The sequence below is a fragment of the Nitrosarchaeum koreense MY1 genome (assembly GCF_000220175.1).
Lineage (GTDB): Archaea > Thermoproteota > Nitrososphaeria > Nitrososphaerales > Nitrosopumilaceae > Nitrosarchaeum > Nitrosarchaeum koreense.
Genome location: NZ_AFPU01000001.1, coordinates 164,311 through 183,799, shown reverse-complemented (window position 1 = coordinate 183,799; position 19,489 = coordinate 164,311). Strand labels below are relative to the sequence as shown.

At 32.9% G+C, this 19,489-nt stretch carries 23 protein-coding genes and 3 tRNA genes; 12 read left to right on the top strand and 14 right to left on the bottom strand.

Annotation, left to right across the window (positions count from 1 at the left end; all coding sequences use genetic code 11):
- Positions 1–20 precede the first annotated feature (20 nt).
- Positions 21–344: a metal-sulfur cluster assembly factor gene (locus MY1_RS01020; protein ID WP_007549614.1), complete on the top strand. Its 324-nt coding sequence runs from the start codon at positions 21–23 to the stop codon at positions 342–344.
- Here MY1_RS01020 and MY1_RS01015 read toward each other — a convergent pair.
- The 4 genes from MY1_RS01015 to MY1_RS01000 are packed head-to-tail and all read right to left on the bottom strand — an operon-like array spanning position 341 to position 3,584.
- Positions 341–1,090, bottom strand: coding sequence for a succinate dehydrogenase/fumarate reductase iron-sulfur subunit (locus MY1_RS01015; RefSeq protein ID WP_007549612.1), 750 nt, complete (start codon positions 1,088–1,090; stop codon positions 341–343). The genes MY1_RS01020 and MY1_RS01015 overlap by 4 nt on opposite strands.
- The gene (locus MY1_RS01010; RefSeq protein WP_048109335.1) at positions 1,091–1,435 is read right to left on the bottom strand and encodes a succinate dehydrogenase/fumarate reductase transmembrane subunit; all 345 of its coding nucleotides are present in this window, start codon (positions 1,433–1,435) and stop codon (positions 1,091–1,093) included.
- A 1-nt stretch (position 1,436) separates the two neighbouring features.
- Positions 1,437–1,871, bottom strand: coding sequence for a succinate dehydrogenase/fumarate reductase transmembrane subunit (locus MY1_RS01005; protein ID WP_007549609.1), 435 nt, complete (start codon positions 1,869–1,871; stop codon positions 1,437–1,439).
- Positions 1,872–3,584, bottom strand: a complete 1,713-nt coding sequence (locus tag MY1_RS01000; RefSeq protein ID WP_007549608.1) for a succinate dehydrogenase/fumarate reductase flavoprotein subunit — start codon at positions 3,582–3,584, stop codon at positions 1,872–1,874. It abuts the gene before it with no gap.
- Positions 3,585–3,679: 95 nt separating this feature from the next.
- On the opposite strand from MY1_RS01000, the gene MY1_RS00995 reads away from it, so the two are divergent.
- Entirely contained in the window at positions 3,680–4,189 is a 510-nt protein-coding gene (locus tag MY1_RS00995; protein ID WP_007549607.1) for a PadR family transcriptional regulator, read from the top strand.
- An 80-nt stretch (positions 4,190–4,269) separates the two neighbouring features.
- Positions 4,270–5,118 (top strand): isocitrate lyase/PEP mutase family protein, encoded by an 849-nt coding sequence (locus tag MY1_RS00990; RefSeq protein ID WP_007549606.1) that lies wholly within the window; start codon positions 4,270–4,272, stop codon positions 5,116–5,118.
- 29 nt (positions 5,119–5,147) lie between these two features.
- Here MY1_RS00990 and MY1_RS00985 read toward each other — a convergent pair whose 3' ends face one another.
- A complete protein-coding gene (locus MY1_RS00985) occupies positions 5,148–5,432 on the bottom strand; it encodes an AlbA family DNA/RNA-binding protein (protein WP_048109332.1) in 285 nt (94 codons plus the stop codon).
- Between the two features lie 117 nt (positions 5,433–5,549).
- Here MY1_RS00985 and MY1_RS09450 point away from each other — a divergent pair, with 117 nt between their 5' ends.
- Positions 5,550–6,107: a HEAT repeat domain-containing protein gene (locus MY1_RS09450; protein WP_081470627.1), complete on the top strand. Its 558-nt coding sequence runs from the start codon at positions 5,550–5,552 to the stop codon at positions 6,105–6,107.
- Here MY1_RS09450 and MY1_RS00980 read toward each other — a convergent pair.
- Positions 6,089–6,162, bottom strand: a tRNA-Ala gene (locus MY1_RS00980). The two genes, MY1_RS09450 and MY1_RS00980, sit on opposite strands and share 19 nt — an antisense overlap.
- A gap of 123 nt (positions 6,163–6,285) precedes the next feature.
- Between MY1_RS00980 and MY1_RS00975 the strand changes: the two genes are divergently transcribed.
- The 7 genes from MY1_RS00975 to MY1_RS00945 all read left to right on the top strand — a co-directional run bounded on the left by MY1_RS00975 (position 6,286) and on the right by MY1_RS00945 (position 10,982).
- Positions 6,286–7,131, top strand: coding sequence for an FAD-binding oxidoreductase (locus MY1_RS00975; RefSeq protein WP_007549603.1), 846 nt, complete (start codon positions 6,286–6,288; stop codon positions 7,129–7,131).
- Between the two features lie 44 nt (positions 7,132–7,175).
- A tRNA-Pro gene (locus MY1_RS00970) sits at positions 7,176–7,249 on the top strand.
- A gap of 50 nt (positions 7,250–7,299) precedes the next feature.
- Complete coding sequence (locus MY1_RS00965) at positions 7,300–7,902, top strand: nucleotidyl transferase family protein (protein WP_007549602.1); 603 nt, start codon at positions 7,300–7,302, stop codon at positions 7,900–7,902.
- 478 nt (positions 7,903–8,380) lie between these two features.
- Positions 8,381–9,298 carry a branched-chain amino acid transaminase gene (locus MY1_RS00960; RefSeq protein WP_007549599.1) on the top strand — a complete coding sequence of 306 codons (918 nt, stop codon included), beginning with the start codon at positions 8,381–8,383 and terminating at the stop codon, positions 9,296–9,298.
- A complete protein-coding gene (locus MY1_RS00955; protein WP_007549598.1) occupies positions 9,299–10,234 on the top strand; it encodes a Gfo/Idh/MocA family protein in 936 nt (311 codons plus the stop codon).
- Complete coding sequence (locus tag MY1_RS00950; RefSeq protein WP_048109330.1) at positions 10,231–10,500, top strand: Trm112 family protein; 270 nt, start codon at positions 10,231–10,233, stop codon at positions 10,498–10,500. The genes MY1_RS00955 and MY1_RS00950 overlap by 4 nt, the downstream gene beginning before the upstream one ends.
- Positions 10,501–10,505: 5 nt before the next feature.
- On the top strand, positions 10,506–10,982 hold the full coding sequence (locus tag MY1_RS00945) for an acyltransferase (protein ID WP_007549596.1): 477 nt from the start codon (positions 10,506–10,508) through the stop codon (positions 10,980–10,982).
- Here the strand turns inward: MY1_RS00945 and MY1_RS00940 are convergent.
- The 5 genes from MY1_RS00940 to gins23 are packed head-to-tail and all read right to left on the bottom strand — an operon-like array spanning position 10,979 to position 16,920.
- Positions 10,979–11,209 (bottom strand): hypothetical protein, encoded by a 231-nt coding sequence (locus MY1_RS00940; RefSeq protein ID WP_048109328.1) that lies wholly within the window; start codon positions 11,207–11,209, stop codon positions 10,979–10,981. The genes MY1_RS00945 and MY1_RS00940 overlap by 4 nt on opposite strands.
- A complete protein-coding gene (locus MY1_RS00935; RefSeq protein WP_007549594.1) occupies positions 11,206–12,198 on the bottom strand; it encodes an MraY family glycosyltransferase in 993 nt (330 codons plus the stop codon). Before MY1_RS00935 ends, MY1_RS00940 begins: the two co-directional genes overlap by 4 nt.
- A complete protein-coding gene (locus tag MY1_RS00930) occupies positions 12,199–14,325 on the bottom strand; it encodes a DEAD/DEAH box helicase (RefSeq protein ID WP_048109326.1) in 2,127 nt (708 codons plus the stop codon).
- Positions 14,322–16,409: a minichromosome maintenance protein MCM gene (locus MY1_RS00925; protein ID WP_048109323.1), complete on the bottom strand. Its 2,088-nt coding sequence runs from the start codon at positions 16,407–16,409 to the stop codon at positions 14,322–14,324. Before MY1_RS00925 ends, MY1_RS00930 begins: the two co-directional genes overlap by 4 nt.
- Entirely contained in the window at positions 16,390–16,920 is a 531-nt protein-coding gene (gene gins23 / locus MY1_RS00920) for a DNA replication protein Gins23 (RefSeq protein ID WP_007549589.1), read from the bottom strand. Before gins23 ends, MY1_RS00925 begins: the two co-directional genes overlap by 20 nt.
- Positions 16,921–17,045: 125 nt before the next feature.
- Between gins23 and MY1_RS00915 the strand changes: the two genes are divergently transcribed.
- Entirely contained in the window at positions 17,046–17,996 is a 951-nt protein-coding gene (locus MY1_RS00915; RefSeq protein WP_007549586.1) for a replication factor C small subunit, read from the top strand.
- Between the two features lie 3 nt (positions 17,997–17,999).
- Here the strand turns inward: MY1_RS00915 and MY1_RS00910 are convergent.
- The 3 genes from MY1_RS00910 to MY1_RS00900 all read right to left on the bottom strand — a co-directional run bounded on the left by MY1_RS00910 (position 18,000) and on the right by MY1_RS00900 (position 19,396).
- Positions 18,000–18,083, bottom strand: a tRNA-Ser gene (locus tag MY1_RS00910).
- 85 nt (positions 18,084–18,168) lie between these two features.
- Positions 18,169–18,711, bottom strand: a complete 543-nt coding sequence (locus MY1_RS00905) for a 4Fe-4S dicluster domain-containing protein (protein ID WP_007549585.1) — start codon at positions 18,709–18,711, stop codon at positions 18,169–18,171.
- A gap of 130 nt (positions 18,712–18,841) precedes the next feature.
- On the bottom strand, positions 18,842–19,396 hold the full coding sequence (locus tag MY1_RS00900; RefSeq protein WP_007549584.1) for a 4Fe-4S dicluster domain-containing protein: 555 nt from the start codon (positions 19,394–19,396) through the stop codon (positions 18,842–18,844).
- Positions 19,397–19,489: the final 93 nt, after the last annotated feature.

Sequence of the window (19,489 nt, the reverse complement as noted above, 5' to 3'; positions counted from 1 at the left end):
GCATCAACGCTTTTTTCTCCATGAGTCTAGATATCAAACAACTTAGAGTGAAAATTTTTGATGAGCTATCAAAGATTGTAGATCCTGAAATCAATACATCAATTACCGATTTAGAATTAATCGATGAAGTCGATATCAATAGTAATAACGTGAAAGTAGATTTGCATCTAACTAGTCCATTTTGTCCAGCAGTTTTTGGATTTAAAATCTGTCAAGATATACATGATAATCTTTTGAAGGTAGATGGAATTGATGATGTTAAAGTAAATGTCTCAAATCACTTTATGGCAGAACAGATTAACAATCAGGTAAATAATAGTCCTAATCCCAAAAAGAAGATTTAGCTTCTAAATCCCAACATATAACCGCGGAGTAATTGGATGCCCATGGCTGGATCTACTCCTTTTGGGCATACTTGACTACAAGAGCCTGCAAAATGACATCTCCAGATACCATGAGAGTTATCAATAATTTTTAGGCGTTCGTCTTTTCCTTTATCCCTACTATCAGCGACATATCGATATGCTTGGGCTAATGCCTGAGGACCTACAAATGAAGAGTCTGTTGCCATTGTAGGACATGCCGAATTGCATAATCCACATTTAATACAATTTGAGAATTGGATGTATTGTTCTAGCTCTTCAGGAGTTTGAAGAAATTCTTTTGTGCTACTTGAAATTTCAGTATCATCACGTATCAGGTATGGTTTTACTTTATGATGAGTATCAAATAGTCGTTCAAACTTTACTGCAAGATCACGAATGATTGGAAAGTTATTCATTGGTTCAACGGTTACAACATTTGAATTCAGCTCGCTGATTTTTGTAAAACATGCCAATCTAGGTTTTCCATTAATAATCATCCCACATGAACCACAAGTAGCTTGTCTGCAAGAATATCTAACTGCAATAGAATGATCAAAATGTTGCTTAACATCAAGAATTGCTTCTAATACAGTTGTCCATTTTTCGTATGAAATATTAAATTCCATAAATTTTTTGGCATCATCATTTGCAGGATTAAACCTTGCAATACGTAAAGTGATTTTTTTCATAGTATTTTTTTCTGCCAAACTAGATTCCTGTGCCATCTACATCATCCCCGTATTAACCATTATTATTGTTCGTGAACCATATGCAATTAATGCAATCATAGCAACAACACATCCATATGAAACTGCCTTTTCATATTTTCTTCCTTGCTTCAATTCTAGTAGAATTACTCTTAACCCATTAAAACCGTGAATAGATAGTAGGATTAAGATGATTTCAAGCATACCCGCATATGGTAAGAATTTGTAGTTTGCAATTACACTTTCATATTCCAAAGATTCTGCAAATCCTTGTGTTAGACGCATCAATATGTGAACTGCTACTAATGCCACGGCAGCTAGAGCAGTTCCATAATGAATTTTCATAATAATACTTTCTCTCATTTTATTCACCAAACATTACCGCAAGTCCATACATCATCGCAATTGCAGCAAGAATTATTGCAGAATAAATTCCCATTTTGTGTCTAATGTTTTGAGAGGCTGGAATGTATGGATAATCAGGTCTAGCAGGTTTACCTACTCCAACTCCTCCATGTCCAAGCATCACTCTAATTCCATTGACAGTGTGGAAAACACACATTGCGATAACTATTGCTAAAATAGCATGTCCTTCGTTGGTTTGTGTTAGAGCAAGAAATTCATTCCATCCAACTTGACCTTTTAAAATTGAACTAGTTTCATAGATGTGACCGATAAAATATGCCAATAATCCCAACCCACTTAATCTCATTAATAGATATGCTACTCTTTCGATACCATATCTTCGAGGATTGATCATTCCACCAATGCCCTCTTTGTGTTCATCTTGATTAGTCATCTAGTATTTCCTCTCAACTGGTTGATATTTAGTAATTGTTACCGGATGTGTTTTCATAATTGGTTCTTTAGGATCATAATAGGCTAGAGTATGATGTAAAAAGTTTGCATCATCACGTTTTGGATAATCAGTTCTTGCATGTGCACCACGTGATTCTTTTCTATTAATAGCTCCAAGCAAAACAATTTCTGCAACACGAAACATTGAATCGAGTTCCATCACATTTGAAAAGTTAGTATTGTATTCATTTGCTTTGTCATCGACATGCTTCCAAGTTTGTTCTTTTAGTTGACGTATTTTTTTTAGTCCTTCGACAAGATTCTTTTCGTTTCTGAAAACATATGCTTTATCATTCATAATATCAGTTAGTTCTTGTTTAACCTCATATGGATTAGCATCACCATTACCTCGAAATATTCCATCATAGATTCTTTTTTCCTCGGCTGCAACTAAATGATGAGGCCAGGAAGTAGTCAAGTTATTTTTTTCAATATAATCAACTGCTAAACTGCCAGTGATTTTACCCCAAACTATACACTCAGAAGTAGAATTTGCTCCAAGTCGATTTGAACCATGAACACTGTTACATGCTGCCTCACCTGCAGCCCACACACCTTGAAGTTCAGTTGCACCATCAATATCAGTATGAATTCCACCCATCATATAATGACATACAGGTCTAACATCAAGTATGTCAGTTGAAGGATCTAATCCTGAAAATTTAATAGAAATTTCTCTGATACCACCTAATTTTTCTTTAATTTTTTCATCTCCAAGATGTCGTAAATCAAGTTTCATGCAATTAACGCCAGTTTCATGTTTGAATCCACGTCCTTCACTCATTTCTGTCATCATAGCTCTTGAAACAATATCACGTGGAGCTAATTCCATTTTTTCACCAGCATATTTTTTCATAAATCTTTCACCTTTGTTATTTAACAAATATCCTCCCTCGCCCCTTGCACCTTCAGTAATCAATATTCCTGAAGGCAAAATTCCAGTTGGATGAAATTGAACAAATTCCATGTCTTTGAGTGCCATGCCTGCACGTAATGCCATATCCAAACCATCTGGAGTTGAAGATAGTGCATAAGTTGAGAAACTGTACAGTCTTCCAGCTCCACCAGTTGCAATGATTAGAGCTTTACCTTTAATTGAATAAAATGTACCAGATGAAAGTTCAATTGCAGTAATTCCCATAAATCGTTTTCCATCATGAATAATTGATGTTGCAAACCATTCATTGAGATATTCAATATTTTCAAATTTTTGACATGTATCATACAAAGTTTGCATTTCAAAGAAACCAACTTTATCAGACGCATATGTAGCTCTTGGAAAACTATAACCACCAAAATTTCTTTGTCCTATTCTTCCATCTTTTCGTCTAGACCAAGGCATTCCCCAATGATCTAATTGATAAATTTCTTTTGGCATCTCCACACAAAGTCTCTCAGCAACGTCTTGATCAGCAAGAAAATCACTTCCTTTCACTGTATCATAAATATGAGATTCAATAGTATCACCTTCATCTTCAAAAAGTACAGCTGCTGTTCCACCTTCTGCAGATACAGAATGAGAACGCATAACTTGGAGTTTTGAAACAATTCCAATTTTGATTTTTGAATTTTTCCTTGCTGCTTCTATAGCTGCTCTTAGACCAGCCAATCCTGACCCGCAGATTATCAAATCAAATTCAAGAGATTCGACCATTTTGACAGAGTGACTACCTAAAAGGCGGGTTAAATATGTAGTAATGAGCGTAGATTTCAAAAAATTATTATATATCACTAGTGATATTATTGATCATGATTTCAGAATGGTTTCAAAGAGTAGGGAGTTCAATACCTAGAGGATTTTCAAGATATTTTATTTTAGAACTTCTAAAAAAGAAAGCACATACTGGAAAAGAGATCATAGATTACGCTGTAGAACAAAGTAACGGTATATGGAAACCTTCACCTGGTTTGATCTATCCGTTATTGGGAAGATTACTTGATGAAGAACTTATTGAAGAAACTAAAGATGGAAAGTACCAACTAACAAAAAAAGGGATAGAGACAGCAGAAGACGTTGACAAAGTAAATGAAATTGTTAGAAAGCAATTAGATGTTCTTTTTAGACTAGGAAATGTAGGAAGATTTGTTGCAACGGATTTGTTAGAAAAGATGTCCATAATTGGTTCAATTCTTAGCTCTAATTTTGCCAATATGACAAATGAGGAAACTGAGAAATATAGAAAATTCTTAGAATCAGAATTAAAGAAAATAGATGAGAAAAAAATTATCAAAAAAGGAAAAGAAATCAAAATAGAATAGGATTGTTTATATCATTTTTAATATTTTTAAAATCATAAATAATTCTATTTAAAAGGTATAGCATGAAAAATTTGAAAAATATGCTAAAAACAAACAAGCCACTTGTAATTCCAGGTGTGTATGATGCAATTGGAGCAAAAATTGCAGAAAAAGTAGGGTTTGAAGCTATGTTTCAAACAGGATATGGAACTTCAGCTACATTGTTTGGAATGCCAGACTATGGTTTCATTGGAGCAACTGAAACATTAGATAATGCAAGAAGAATATGTAGAGCCGTTTCAGTTCCAGTAATAGTTGATTCAGATACGGGTTATGGTAATGCATTAAGTGTTTGGAAATTGGTAAGGGAATTAGAATCAGCAGGTGCATCAGGGATTTTTCTAGAAGACCAAAGATGGCCAAAGAGATGTGGACATATGCAAGGAAAAGAAGTGATATCACAAGAAGAATACACCGAAAAATTGGGGGCAGCTATAGATGCAAGGCAAAGTAAAGATTTCATAATTGTTGCAAGGACTGATGCAAGAGCTACAGAAGGATTAGATGCAGCAATAGAACGTGGATTACAAAATAAAAAAACAGGGGCAGATGCAGTGTTTATTGAAGCACCTAGATCATTAGAAGAAATGAAAATAATTGGAAAATCCATCAAAGCACCTCTTGTAGCAAACATGATAGAGGGAGGTACAACTCCTATAATGTCAGCAGAAATATTACATAAATTAGGATTTAAAATTATTTTATATCCACTTTCAGTATTATTTGCTAATACTTTTGCAACTATGAACATTTTAAAAGAATTGAAAAAGTCAGGAACTACAAGGAAATCTAAACAAAAAGTTGTAAATTTTGATCAGTTCAATGATCTTGTAGAATTACCAAAATTCCAAAAATTAGAAAAGAGATATAGATTTTCAAAAAGAGAATAAAATAAAAAATTTCAAGTAAAGTACAGTTATCAACCGTTTCTCTTTACTTCAATTTCTATTGTTGAAACGTTTCTGGTTCTACCGTCTTGTGACTCTAATGATTCGGAGCCTATTTTTATTTCTCCAATAGAGTATCCAGCATTTTCTGTCTTTCTTGCAATGATTTGAGCTACATCCACAGCACGACCAATGCTTAGACCTCTAGCTTTGATGTAGACGGAGGGTAAGTTTGCCAATTGAATTAGCGTTGATGTTACATATGCCATCAATGGTTTCTTACCAATGAATATGGTGTTTCTGGATTCGTTTGACATAAGAAGTTCGGTATTTAACGATAATTTAAAGCTAAAAGGGAATTTTTGATTCTAGATAAAATTTTATGAAAAATATTGAACCATTATTAACTAGATCTGGGGATTTTAATGAATAATATGAAAAATATCATAGAAATTTTAGATTCAGGAACTGTTGAAGAAAAAATTAAAAATCTTGAATTTCTTTCTGATACAAATAATATAGAAATTATACAAAAAATAATTTCAAAATTAGATGATGCCGATATTAAAGTGAGAGGAGAAGCTTTTAGTGCACTAGTATTAAATGAAAATAATATTTCAGATTTATTGGTAAATAATTTGAAATCTCAAAATAAAAACATTAGAGGATACACAGCTTTAGTAATAGCTAATCGAAATGATGCTAATGCAATATCAGAAATTATCAATCTATTAGATGATCAAAGTTCGATGGTAAAAGCATGTGCTCTAGGAGCATTAGGATTTCTTAATGCAAAGGAAGCTAAAAAAGCAATTTATGATTCTCTGTCCGACTCTAATTTGGAAGTTAGAAAAAGTGCATTACAAGCAATTATTGATCTTGGATATTCATTATCAGAGAGTGAAATTAAAGAATTGTCTAAACAACAAGATTCAGAGTTGAAGAGATTGCTTGTAAGGATAAGAAAAGAAAGTGGACCGAAAGGGATTTGAACCCTCGATCTGATGCATGCCATGCACCCATCCTACCAGACTAGACGATCGGCCCAATAATCAGTAAACTGATCGAATTACGTTTTTCAAATTGGTTATTAACGTTTAGCGGTCAAAAAAAACATAAGTGTGAAATTAACACAAGATATTTAACCATAATTAGGATGGATGTAACGTTATGGTAGTAGATAACAAAGCAACCATCACCTATGTTCAGTTACTTAAGGAAGACCTTGTAATTATTAGATTAGTACCAAAAGATGGACCTGTTCCAGATTATCAGGCAGGTCAGTTTATCACATTAGGTTTACCAAATCCTGTAGAAGGTGGAAAAATTGTTAGAAGAGCATATTCAATTGCGTCACATCCTGAAAATAAAAAGTATGTAGAGCTTGTAATTAGATGGGTAAGAAAACCACTTCCAGGTAGATTAACCACACAGTTATTCAATGCCAAAGAAGGTGATGAAATTTTATGGTTAAAGCCTACAGGTAGAGCACTTTTGATAAATGAAACACTGCCAAACGGAGAAAAAGACAATAGAAGAATTATTTGTATAGGAGGAGGAACAGGTCTAGCACCATTTGTAAGTTTTGCTCAGCACCTACATGCTATTGGAGATAAAAGAGAAATAATTGTTTTACATGGTGCAAGTTATGTTGATGAGCTAAGCTACAAAGAATTGCTAACAGATTTAGAAAATGAAAGTATAGCAAAAGGAAAAGATCAATGGAATTTTAAATATAGAGCAGCTATAAGTAGACCACAAGAATGGTTTAACAGATCATGGGCAGGTCAAGTTGGAAGGGTTGAAACATTTCTTAGACCAAGAGATAATGGAATTTCACCATTAGAAGAATTGATTGAAGATAAAATTACAAAAGAAAATACAATGTTTTATGTCTGTGGTTGGCAAGGAACAATTGACGGCGTAATGGATTTCCTAAAACCAAAAGGATTTGTTACAGAACATGATAAACGTGCAGATGGAAGCTTTGAAGTAAAGTACGAATCATACGGTTAAACAACTTTTTAAAGAAATAAAATCACCTAGCAATTCTAAACTTCGGGGATGTAGGTTAGCTTGGTATACTGCCAGCCTCGGGTGCTGGAGATCATGGGTTCAAATCCCATCGTTCCCATTTTTAAGAAAGTCAATCATTGAAATATGACATTTTTCTAGTTAATGTAATTGATTACTGCTCTGTACTTAGCACATCTAAATCCTGTCACTAATGCACATGTTGAAATCATAAATGAATTAAAAAATAAAGCAGACATTGTTAAAATTATGCCTGTTATTTTCAAATCAGATAAAACGGAAATCAACAGTAAAAGCTTTCCATTTAATTTTGAAATTAGAAAAAAAATGTTGACATCCATTTTTGGAGATTCTATTACAATAACAGAAGACTACACTTTTTTTGCACCATTTAAAAAATACATGCCACCATTATTATCGCCAAAATCATGGGAGTTACGAAAGCAAATACTAAAAAATGTACAAGGGGATTTTTTTTCGTATACAGGAGACAAAACAGAAGGGTATATGCTCAAATTATACAGATTAAAACCAAAGATAGGACAAAGAAGAACATTATCAGCAACAACGGTTAAAGAAAATATCTATAATTCAGCATTAGGTAAAGCAACAAATTGGAAAAATGATGTTCCACAAAGTGTCCAACAAATAATTGAAGAAAATTGGGAAGTAATTAAAAAATTTTCAGATTCTGAGGATAGAACAACTCGAGTTTTGGGAATGAAATTTCCAAAAGAAGGATGGTCAGATTAAATCATCCAAAATACGAATATTTTATAAAAATTTAGATTGGAAAAAATAAAACAAGCTTCAAAAGATTATTTCTTTTTTGAAGCCTTTTTAGTTGTTTTTTTAGCTGCTGCTTTTTTCTTTGCTGCCATAATAGAATTGGCAAATTACTAGAATTTCTACAGGTGAAATTAAAAAAATTACACAAAATGGGTGATGTTGAGAATACAATTTTAAAATATTTTGAAAAAGAAAAAAACCGATTTGTAAGATCAGATCTCATATTTTTAGTATTTTTAGCTTCAAATATTTATTGTCTAAAAAATATCAGATTTATCAAATTAAAAATCATATGAAAACAAGAATTATTCAAGAACTCATGAAAAATGAGTACACTTGCCAAATTTAATTATCAAAATTATGTACGAATTTTAGATTTTAGAGAAAATAGCAAGAAGAATATTCCCAAATAGATTAATTACTGATATATCGGTGATTTTTTGTGAGTCTTCCTATTTCAAAATATGTTTGGTTTGATGGAAAATTTACAACTTTAGATAAAGCCAAAGTTCCAATTACAACTCATGCAATTCATTATGGAACTTCTGTTTTTGAAGGAATTCGAGCATATTGGAATGAAAATAATCTTTTTATTTTTAGGTTAGATGAACATGTAAAGCGATTTAGAAAATCAGGCCAATTTTATAATATTTCACTTAATTTTTCAGATCAAGCCATTAGCAATGCAATAATTGGAATTTGTGAAAAAAATAAAATAAAAAAATCCTGCTATATTAGACCATTTTATTTTGTAGGAGATTATGGAATAAATTTGCACGTTACAGAAAAAGCACCAACTAATGTTGCAATTTTTACTTTCCCATTTGGAGATTTATTTAGCAAAAATGGAATTACTGCAGGAGTGGGATCATGGAGAAAATTCTCAGACATGTCAAATCCACCACAAGCCAAAATGGGAGGAAACTATCTTAATTCAATAATAGCAACACAAGAAGCTAAAAGAAGTGGATATGATGAAGCAATTCTATTGGATCATAATGGAAATGTAAGTGAAGCACCGGGAGAAAATATTTTCATTGTAAGAGAAGAACAATTAATCACACCACCATTATCATCATCAGCATTAAATGGAATCACACGTGATGCAATAATAAAAATCGCAAAGAATCTAAATATTGATGTGACAGAAACTGAAATATCTAGAAGTGAATTAGTAATTTCTGATGAAATTTTTCTTACCGGGACTGCAGCAGAGATCACACCTATAATTTCAATGAATGGTAAGAAAATTGGTGACGGTAAACCAGGACATATTACTAAAAAAATGATGAAAGAGTATACAGATATAGTAATGAACAAAAACCAAAACTACTCTGATTGGTTAACTGCGGTGTATTAGATGAAAATTGTTCAGATTGGTACAGGGGGATGGGGGAAAAATCATACAAGAATTCTATCACAACTAGGTGTTCTTTCAGCAGTTTGTGATACTAATGCTGAAAGAAGTAAAGAGTATGGTGAAAAATATTCAGTTAAACATTATAATTCATTGGAAGATTTGATTAAATTTGAAGAATTTGATGGAGCATTTGTAGTAACTCCGACTTCAACACATACCGAAATTGCAACAAAATTGCTTGAAGCAAAAAAACATGTGTTTGTAGAAAAACCCATGACATACAAATCAGAAGATGGTCAAAAAATTGCAGAGTTGGCCAAAAAAAATAATTTAGTACTAACTTGTGGGTACATAGAACGATTTAATCCAGCAGTAGATAATGTGAAAAAATTTGTGAAAGAAAAAAAGTACGGAGAACTCGTAATGCTTGAATTTCACAGAGAAAATAGAATGCCTTTACATATCAAAGATGTTGGAATTATTTATGATACATCGGTTCATGACATAGATACTGCAAATTGGTTGTTTGATGATATGCCACAAGTAGTTTTTGCAAGATCAGGTAGAATAAATCATGAACATGAAGATTTTGCAAGTATTATGTTAGGATATAAAAATGATAAAGTAGCAATTATTTCATCAAATTGGATTACACCAAAAAGAGTTAGAACATTTACTGCAGTATGTACTGATGCAATAATTACATCGGATTTCATTTCCCAGGAAATAAAAATTGAGAAAAAAGAAGAAACGGAAATACCGCGAAGTGACAAACAGGAACCACTGCTACTTGAAATTCAAAGTTTTTTGGGAGCTATTGAAGGAAAAAATAATCTAATCGTAAGTTCACAACAAGCAGTAAACGTAACAAAAATAGCAGAAGCTGCACTTTTATCTAGCCAAAAAGGCATACCAATCTATCTGGATTTAAAATGAACAAGACAATGATGGATATTTTAGCTTGCCCTATAGATAAAAATCATCCTTTAGAGCTATATGAAATTAAAGAAAAAAATAATGTTGTTTCAGAAGGAGCGTTATTTTGCCCCAAATGTTCAAGATTTTATCCCATAATTGAGGAGATTCCAATAATGTTACCTGATGAGTTAAGAAATAAGGAGCAAGAGATTGAATTTCTTACTAACAATAAGAAAAATTTACCTGAAAAAATTATTACTATGGCAAACCCATGGCATTTGTGAGATAATTGGTTACAAACTTTATTTCTGAAAAAGCAAAGATAGGAGATAATGTCAAAATCTGGCATTTTTCATATATTGGAGATAATGTAGAAATTGGAAATAATGTGAAGATAGGTTCGCTTGTCCATATTGATTATAATGTAAAGATTGGAGAAAATACAAAGATAGAAGGACAAGCATACATTCCACCATTATCAAGAATTGGAAAAAATGTATTCATTGGACCTGCAGCGGTATTAACTAATGATCCATATCCAATGTGCGATAAAATGATAGGGGTAACTATTGAAGATAACGCAGTGATAGGAGCACGAGCTGTCATTAAAGCAGGTGTAACTATCGGTAAGAATAGTGTAGTTGCTATGGGTGCAGTAGTAACAAGAAATGTTCCAGAAGATTCTGTGGTCATTGGAGTTCCTGCTACAATAAGATATACACGTAAAGAATACGATAAAAAACAGAGACAATGGATGGAAAGTTAAAATTTAATTTCTTTTTTAAATATCCAATTTTTTAATTTTGATAAAATCAGAATCCAAACTATTATCAAAAGAATTGCGATGATGGCTTTGAATATAGATGTCAATAATGAATCAAAATCACCATAACCAGAGATCGAAAAAGGACCTAAAATCATCACTAAAATTCCTCCACCAACAATTATCAAAACCCACATAACAAAGATAAAACTAAAAAGACCTATTTTCAAATCACTAACCTCGTCATAAATGCAGTTATTATTGCAAGAATTCCTGAAAAAATAGCAAGTTTGAAAATTGCATAGCCAACTTGTTTTTCAGATAATGGCCCTGCTGCTAGAATTAGTCGCACTAGTGTAATAGGAGCAGTTTTATCTTTAGTTGCCTTTAATTTGAAATCTTCAGTATGCTCAACAGGCTTTCCTTTGATTTGTCTATGCTCTACAATTCGTTTCATGCTAGATAAGAACAAAAATGAGTTAATTACTGCAGGTAAAAGAGCGATTGCCGCAATAATTTCTACATGGCCAATTATTGCAATTGCACCATACATTCCACCCAAAGCTAAAGCACCAGAATCTCCAGGAAATATTTTGCTTGGAATTTTATGATATTTGTAAAATGCTAAAGCAACAAATCCTAATGGTAAACTAACTATAGCCATTTCATAGTTTTGTAAAATAAATAATGCAATACTAAGGGAAAAACTTGCAATTATCATAAAACCGCTAGCTACTCCGTTTAGTACATCAATAGAATTAATGGTATTACCTGTGATAGGAATCATGAAAATTATCAATCCAAGATAAAGAGCAGGTATTTGGACTGTACCAAATAAAGGAAAAGACAGATTGGAATCATATGCACCAAAGAAAATTATTGGGGCTGCAGCAAATATCAAAGCAAGTGGTTTAAACCATCCTCCCATTACTTTCCTATCATCCACATAGCCAATTAGAAATGCTATAAAACTAGTAATTATTATTGCAAGAATTTCATTCATTTGTAAAAACCCATATAAAATAAATTCAGATACTATAATTCCTGCAATTATAGATGGACCTCCTGGCCGTACAATCATTACATGATCCTTTTTGTTCACATCTTGGACTGCAAGATTTCTTTTGTGTAAAAATTTAATCAAATATGGAGTTGTAAAAAATACTGTAAAAAATGCAACAACACATGAGATGATTGCAGGTATGATTAATTCAGTCAACTATCTAACCTTCTTTAACTCTGACTTTATGTTATCTGCAATGGTTGAACCAATTTTATCAATTTCTGCTAATTTGTTCACTGGAATCTTTGATAAATCATCAAGAGATTTAATTCCATGTTTATATAGCACTCTTGCTCTCACACGTCCAATTCCTTTTACTTTTACTAAATCTAACAATTCTTCCTTAATTCCATAAATTATTCGTCGTCTAAGATTCTCTAATTCATCAAGAAGATCAGCACGCTCAACATGTTTTGAAATTTCTCGTAAACAATATGTTAACCAATCAGCAGTCTCAACCATCCTATGCATATCACCAGATTCTATTCCCAGATTATCAGATAGAGATAATTCAGATGATTCTGTAATCCAAGCCTGTAAAGCAAGTAAACTTCTAGAGCAATCATATTCAGACAAGGGCTCTAATATCTCTGAAGAATGATTTTCAATCATCAAACTGGCAGTTTCAAAGTCTTTATTTCTTAGTGAGAATTTAGGGAAAAATTCCTCACAATTTGAAATTAAATGTAAAAATCCAAAAGTATGTTTTCTTTCTTTAGATACATTTTCAATTGCATCCCTAAAGTAAGTTGCAGTTAATGGATCAATATACAACATCGAAGTTTTTTTTCCAAACTCGGTAGCAGCATATCTCTCACCTTTTTTAATGATTAAAAATGCACTAGTTAGAAACCTTAAGGATATATCAATGGCAAATTTTATTGTTGCTTTTCTAGATTGTAATCCACCCAACGTTTTCAAAAAAAACTCTAAAATGTTTTCTTTTTTAATTCCTGGACTTGTTACAATTACACTTAACACATGTGTTCTTAATGACTTATCATCAGTGATTTTTGATAAAATTGGTTCTGGTTCTCCACGAACATAATATTCCATTAGATCTTCACTATTTCCATTTCCAACAATTATCGATTCACCATAGTCATCATATTGTGGTCTTCCAGCTCTACCACAAAGTTGTTTGTACTCTAGGATACTAATTGGTTTGTTTGCACCAACTTTTGCATTATATCTACTGATATTAGAAATAACAACTCTCCTTGCAGGAAGATTTACACCAGCAGCTAATGTAGGAGTAGAGGATAATAATTTGATAGTACCTTTACGAAATTCAGTTTCTATTGTTTGTCTACAGTTTTGATTTAATCCAGCATGATGAAATGCAACTCCTTTTTTTATTAGTGTTGCAAGTGTTTTTACTAATTCAGTATGTTCATTATTTGAGAGTATTTTTTTTGAAACTTTTTCTAATTCTTCAGACTCGTTTTTTTCTAAAAATTGCGATATAATATCAGCAGCTTTTGTTGCAAGAGCTTTTGAACGTGTTCTAGTTTCTGCAAAAACTAATGATTGACCGCCGTCTTTTACAGATTGCACACCCAAATCAATAGGAATTCCACGAATACTAGGCTCAACCTCAAATTTTTTACCATTATTCATTATCACTCCTCCTGCATCATACACTCCTTCAGATAGCGGGACGGGTCGCCAGTCATTTTTTACAAGCTTACAATCGAGCCAATTTGCAAGTTCATCAGAATTTGTTATTGTTGCACTAAGACCTAAAATTTGAGGTTTAGATTCCAATAATTTTAGTTTTGTTAAGATCATCTCCAATGTTGGTCCTCTACTTTCGTCTCCAATAAGATGAATCTCATCTGCAATAACTAATCCAATTTCATCAATCCATTCAGCACCATGACGAATTATAGAATCCATTTTTTCATTTGTTAAAACTAGTATGTTATTTTTTTCAAGATTTTTTTCAATATTTTCAAAATCACCAGTGGATATACCCACTCTAATTTTTTTTCCTAAATCAATTTTTTCTAGTTTTTTAAATTCAGTAAATTTTTCAGAAGCCAATGCTCTTAATGGACTAAGATATACAACTTTACCGGTATTTTTTGAAAGATAGTTAATCATAGAGATTATTGCGGTTAGAGTTTTACCACTCGCAGTAGGTGCAGAAACCAATATACTTTTTCCATTGAGAAGTCCAGCATCAATACAATCTGCTTGTGGTGGATATAATTTGGAAAATCCTTCAGACAATAAAAAATCAATTGCAGGTTTAAGAAGATCTAGTTTTTCTATGTTCATACTCGGTTATAATGACCGGGTTTTGATTCATAAATAGATGCTTCGCGGAGCATTCTTCGAATATAGTTTCGTGCTTCCTCTTCAGTGAATTTTTCTGTCTTTTCTAGTTCTTTGACAAAAGCTCGTTCTTCAACTGCAATTTTATTGTCACCTTCCATTGATTTTAAAACATCCATAAACAACTGCATCTTAGATACTTCACTTCTTGGCCTTCCTTGCAAAACTCCAAGATCAACTTTACCCGTATTAACATCAACACCTGCGTCTTGAAGCATACTTTGAATCAAAAATATGGCTCTCTCAGCATCCTCTTCCTCTACTTTATCTTTCATAAGCAATCTTGCTCTTGCGGTTGAAAGTCTGATAATTCCCTCTAGTTGTCTAGGTGTTACTGTAATCATTTCTTCAGATTCTACATTTCTCATTTGTAGGTAATATTCCAGAATTTTTTCTTCAGCTTCTTTTGTTAAATCAGGACTAGAACGTTTTGCATATGAAAGATATTTTGTTAGAATATCAACATCAATTACTGAACGTTTGTCAGTTCCTTGAGGTGTATGTAATTCAATTATGTGTCTTGCAATTTTTTCGTCTTTTTCCCTTCCAGGAATATCACGTACTACAAAAATTAAGTCAAATCTAGTCAATAATGGAATTGGCAGATTTACATTTTCTGTTATATTTTTGAAAGGATCGTATTTTCCATACATTGGGTTAGCAGCTGCTAAAATTGATGTTCTTGCGTTTAATGTGGCAACAATACCACCTTTTGCAATACTTGCAGATTGCTGTTCCATAACTTCATGTAATGCACTTCTGTCTTCTGGTTTCATCTTATCAAATTCATCAATACATACAAGACCTTGATCACCAAGTACAACAGCTCCTGCTTCTAACATCATAATTCCTGTTTTATCACGTACTACAGCAGCAGTAAGACCTGCTGCTGTTGAACCTCTACCTGATGTATATAGTCCTCGTGGAGCAATTCTTGCACAAAATTTTAACATCTCACTTTTTGCAGTACCAGGATCACCAACAAGAAATACGTTGATGTCACCTCTAATCTTACTTCCATCACCAAGTAATCTTTGAGTTGAACCTACAATCAATAACAAAATAGCTTCTTTGATTAGAGATTGTCCTTGGATATGCGGTGCAAAAGAATCAATCAATCTCTGATATACATTAGGACTTTGAGCAAGTGTTTTGATCATCTTTTCATCTTCAGGAGATACTTCTTCTCTCTCAATTTTACGCGAAGTTTTAGAACCTCTACCTCCTAAAAATTCAATATTGTTTCCCTCTATTCGTAATCGATATAATCCACTGTGACCTCGAGTGATTCCTGCAATAGATTCTTGCTCTACTCTCACTATACCAGTAAGGATAATTCTATCACCAGGTCTTGCATTATCTACAAGATCTTGCCTAATTGTAACGTCAATATAATGAGGTAATTGGCCGGGAGGAAGATCTTCTGGAAGTTCTTGTAATCTAAGAATTTGAAAATCTATGAATTTACTAGCTTCTGGCTTTAATTCAAAATCTCTGTGTTTACAACTTGGGTTATCACAAACTATTGGAATTTTTACATCCATTCCTTTTAGTTGAATAACTTTAGTTTGATGTTCATCAGGACATACAAAGACCAATTCTTTTGCAAGTGGTTTTACTTCTGAAGCTCTAACAACCATACCTGAAACACTAGAAATATTTCCAATAGTTTCAGCATTAATTTGCCTTAAACTCCTTTGAAGAGGATAATTTACAAGTCTTACACGAACTTCATCTTTAATTTTTTCTGCATAATCAGGAAATCTTGTTTGGAGTGCTTCTTTGATTGCTCTTGAGAATGCATTTAGAACTCTATCAGGATCAGTTGAAAATATATGTTCAATTTCAGGCTCTATTACAAGATCATTATAATCTACAATGATAAATTTTGCATTCTTTGGCATCATTTCGTCAATTTGTTCTACATACTTGTAATTTCCAAATTTATCCTTGAATCTTGTTAGAAATTCTTTGACCTTATCAGATAATGCTGAATCAGTAAAAGTACTAGTTTGAACTCTGCTCATTTAAGTCTCCTCGGATTTGTTTTTCAAATTCTATACTATTATCGTGAATTGTTTTAAAGAAAATATTTTCTTCGATTGTTAATTTATTATATAATTCAGAATTAAGTTTTGTCGAATCTGCGATTTTTACAAGTTTGCCTCGTCTCATTCTAAACAATTCTAACATCATACTTTCAACATGATTAAAATCGTCACGATTCAAGTCTTTCATGGATTCTTTTAATTTTATGTAAAAGTGAGGATCAAGTGTAGACATTTGATATTCTCCAACCATCTTTTCTTTTGATAATGCCTGTTTAAGCTCAGTAATCATATCAGGTTTTTCAAGTGAAGCAAGTTTGTTTTGGGCTAGAATTTTACCTATCCATAAAGGCAGATTCAAGACTTCACCTTGAGTGCCATTAATTTTAACACCTGCAACATTGAATTTAATATCATGATTTATGCTGACTTTAGCATCCTTTAGGCTATATCCAATAGAATGCAGTTTTTCTATCTTATCTATTTCCATCGTAAGATCACTATCTATTCATAAGATCCTGATGTAATGGATCGATCAATTCTATTCACTATTTTGTTAGATCAATTGATCCTATTAATTTCGATTTATTAGTGGGAATTAGACCAGAAGATCACATGTTATCAACAGGCATGTGGGTGGAAAAGTATCGCCCCTCAAAGCTTTCAGAAATAGTAAATCAAAAAGAAATTATCGGTAGTCTAGAAGCTCTAATTAAAGACCCTACAGATATGCCGCATCTAATGTTTTCAGGTTCTGCTGGAGTAGGTAAGACTACAACAGCCTTATGCATATCTAGACAAATTCTTGGAGAATATGCTAAAGACTATACTCTTGAACTAAATGCTTCAGATGAACGAGGTATAGGTATGGTTAGAGAAAAAGTAAAAAAGTTTTCAAGATTTGCAGGAATGGTAGATGTACCATTTAAGATAATTATTCTTGATGAGGCAGATGAGATGACATCTGATGCACAAACAGCACTAAGACGAATAATAGAAGATACTGCAAAATATTGTAGATTTATCCTAATTGCAAACAATATCTCAAAAATCATTGATCCTATTCAAAGCAGATGTGCCACCTTCAAGTTTACATCTATTCCTGAAGAGGATGTAATTAACCATCTAGAAAACATAGCTAAAAAAGAGAAAGTAAAAAGTGATAAAAAAGGACTAAAAGCAATTTACGATTATTCGGAAGGAGATCTTAGACATGCAATTAATCTGATGCAAGCAACTGCAAGCATAGGTGAGATTTCAGAAGAAAATGTAAAATCATCAGCTGGATTGACAAAAACTAGTGATGTAGATATTGTTCTAAAAATGGCATTATCTGGAAAAATTGTAGATGCAAGAGAGAAGATGATTGAATTAACTAAAGTTTATGGAATGTCAGAATCAGATTTTCTAAAGTATCTAAATTCTGCAGTATTCAAAATAAAACATGATAATATTTCAGATATTTTAGAAGTGATTGCAAAATATGATTATAGAATTTTAGTGGGGGCAAATCCTGAGATTCAGTTAACAGCTATGTTAGCTGAACTAGGAAAATTAGAAAAATAAAAACGCAGAGAGAGGGATTTGAACCCCCGGGTGCTTGCGCACACAGGCTCTCAAGGCCCGCGCCCTACCGAGCTAGGCGACCTCTGCAAGAAGTGATGAATAACAGTGATTAAAATTTGTTGAGTATTGAAAATAAAATCATAGAAAAATAAGAAAAAAGAAATTAATTTCTTTAATCGTGTGCGTGTGGGTTTCCGCCACCGGTCATTTTAACAAATGTACCAGCTGCTTTCTCATGCCATTCCAAGTTTGCTTGTTCAATTCTAATAGCACCTGTAGGACATATTTCCTGACAAGCCATACAAACTGTACAATCATGTTCTCGAATTGGTTGTGATTTGTCAGTATAATCTAATCGTTCATCTTGTTCAGTTTTTCCAGTACCTTCAAAGACTTTACCAACTACATCTTTAGCTGGAATATCTTGTTCGGTTCTATACCACTGAAATGTTTGAACTGGACATACACTCATGCATGATCCAGCTGCAACACAAGAATCCCAATCGACTGCAACTGTTGTACCGTGAATACCAAGAGGAACTTGTTCTTCTCCTCTAGCTTCATACGCGGCTTTTACATCTTCATTTGAAAATGCTGCACCGTCTGGATTTCCTTTGCCCCAAATCCAATGAAAGTTCTCGCCATTTCCATGACTAGTTTTTCCGACTGGTTTTTGGTCGTGACAAAAATCTTCCGGTATTACTAAATCTGCCATACAAAACATTGATCTGAATATTATTTAAAGCTAGACAAAATTAGTTGAGACTAAACTACAATAGATCTTAATTTTATGAACATTTTAATAAAAAATATGAAATTATAATAAAGAAAATTCAATAAAAAATCTAATCGTGTGCATGTGGATTAGCAGTACCTGCTTCTATTTTCACATAAGTTCCTGCAGCTTTCTCATGAGCTTCCAAGTTTGATTGATCAACTTTGATAGCTTGAGGAGGGCAAACAGAAACGCATGCCATACACCAAATGCAATCATGTTCTCGAATTGGATCGGCTTTATCTGTCAGATCTTTTCGTTCTTCTTTAACTGAACTTCCAGTTCCAGCAAAAGTTGCGTTTATTGCTTCTGTATTTGGAATGTCTTTTTCGGTCCTATACCACTGAAAAACTTGTACAGGACATGCTTCAATACATGCACCATCTGCAACACAAGAATCCCAATCGACTGCAACCATAGTACCACTAATACCTAATGGAACTTGTTTTTCTCCACGAGCAGCATAAGCAGCTACAACATCGGCATCAGCAAATACTTCAGCTTGTGATCCGTCAGTATTTTTTGTTTTACCAGGACCCCAAACCCAATGAAAGTTTTGGCCATCTGAGTGACTAATTTTTCCAATCGGTTTCAATCCTTCTGGAAAATTTTCTGCTATTGGCATAGATCAACTTTCTTTGAGATATTATTTAAAGCTAGACAAAATTAGTCGAGACTAAACTTAACTATAATAAAAGACCTGCGCTCGTTTTCATTT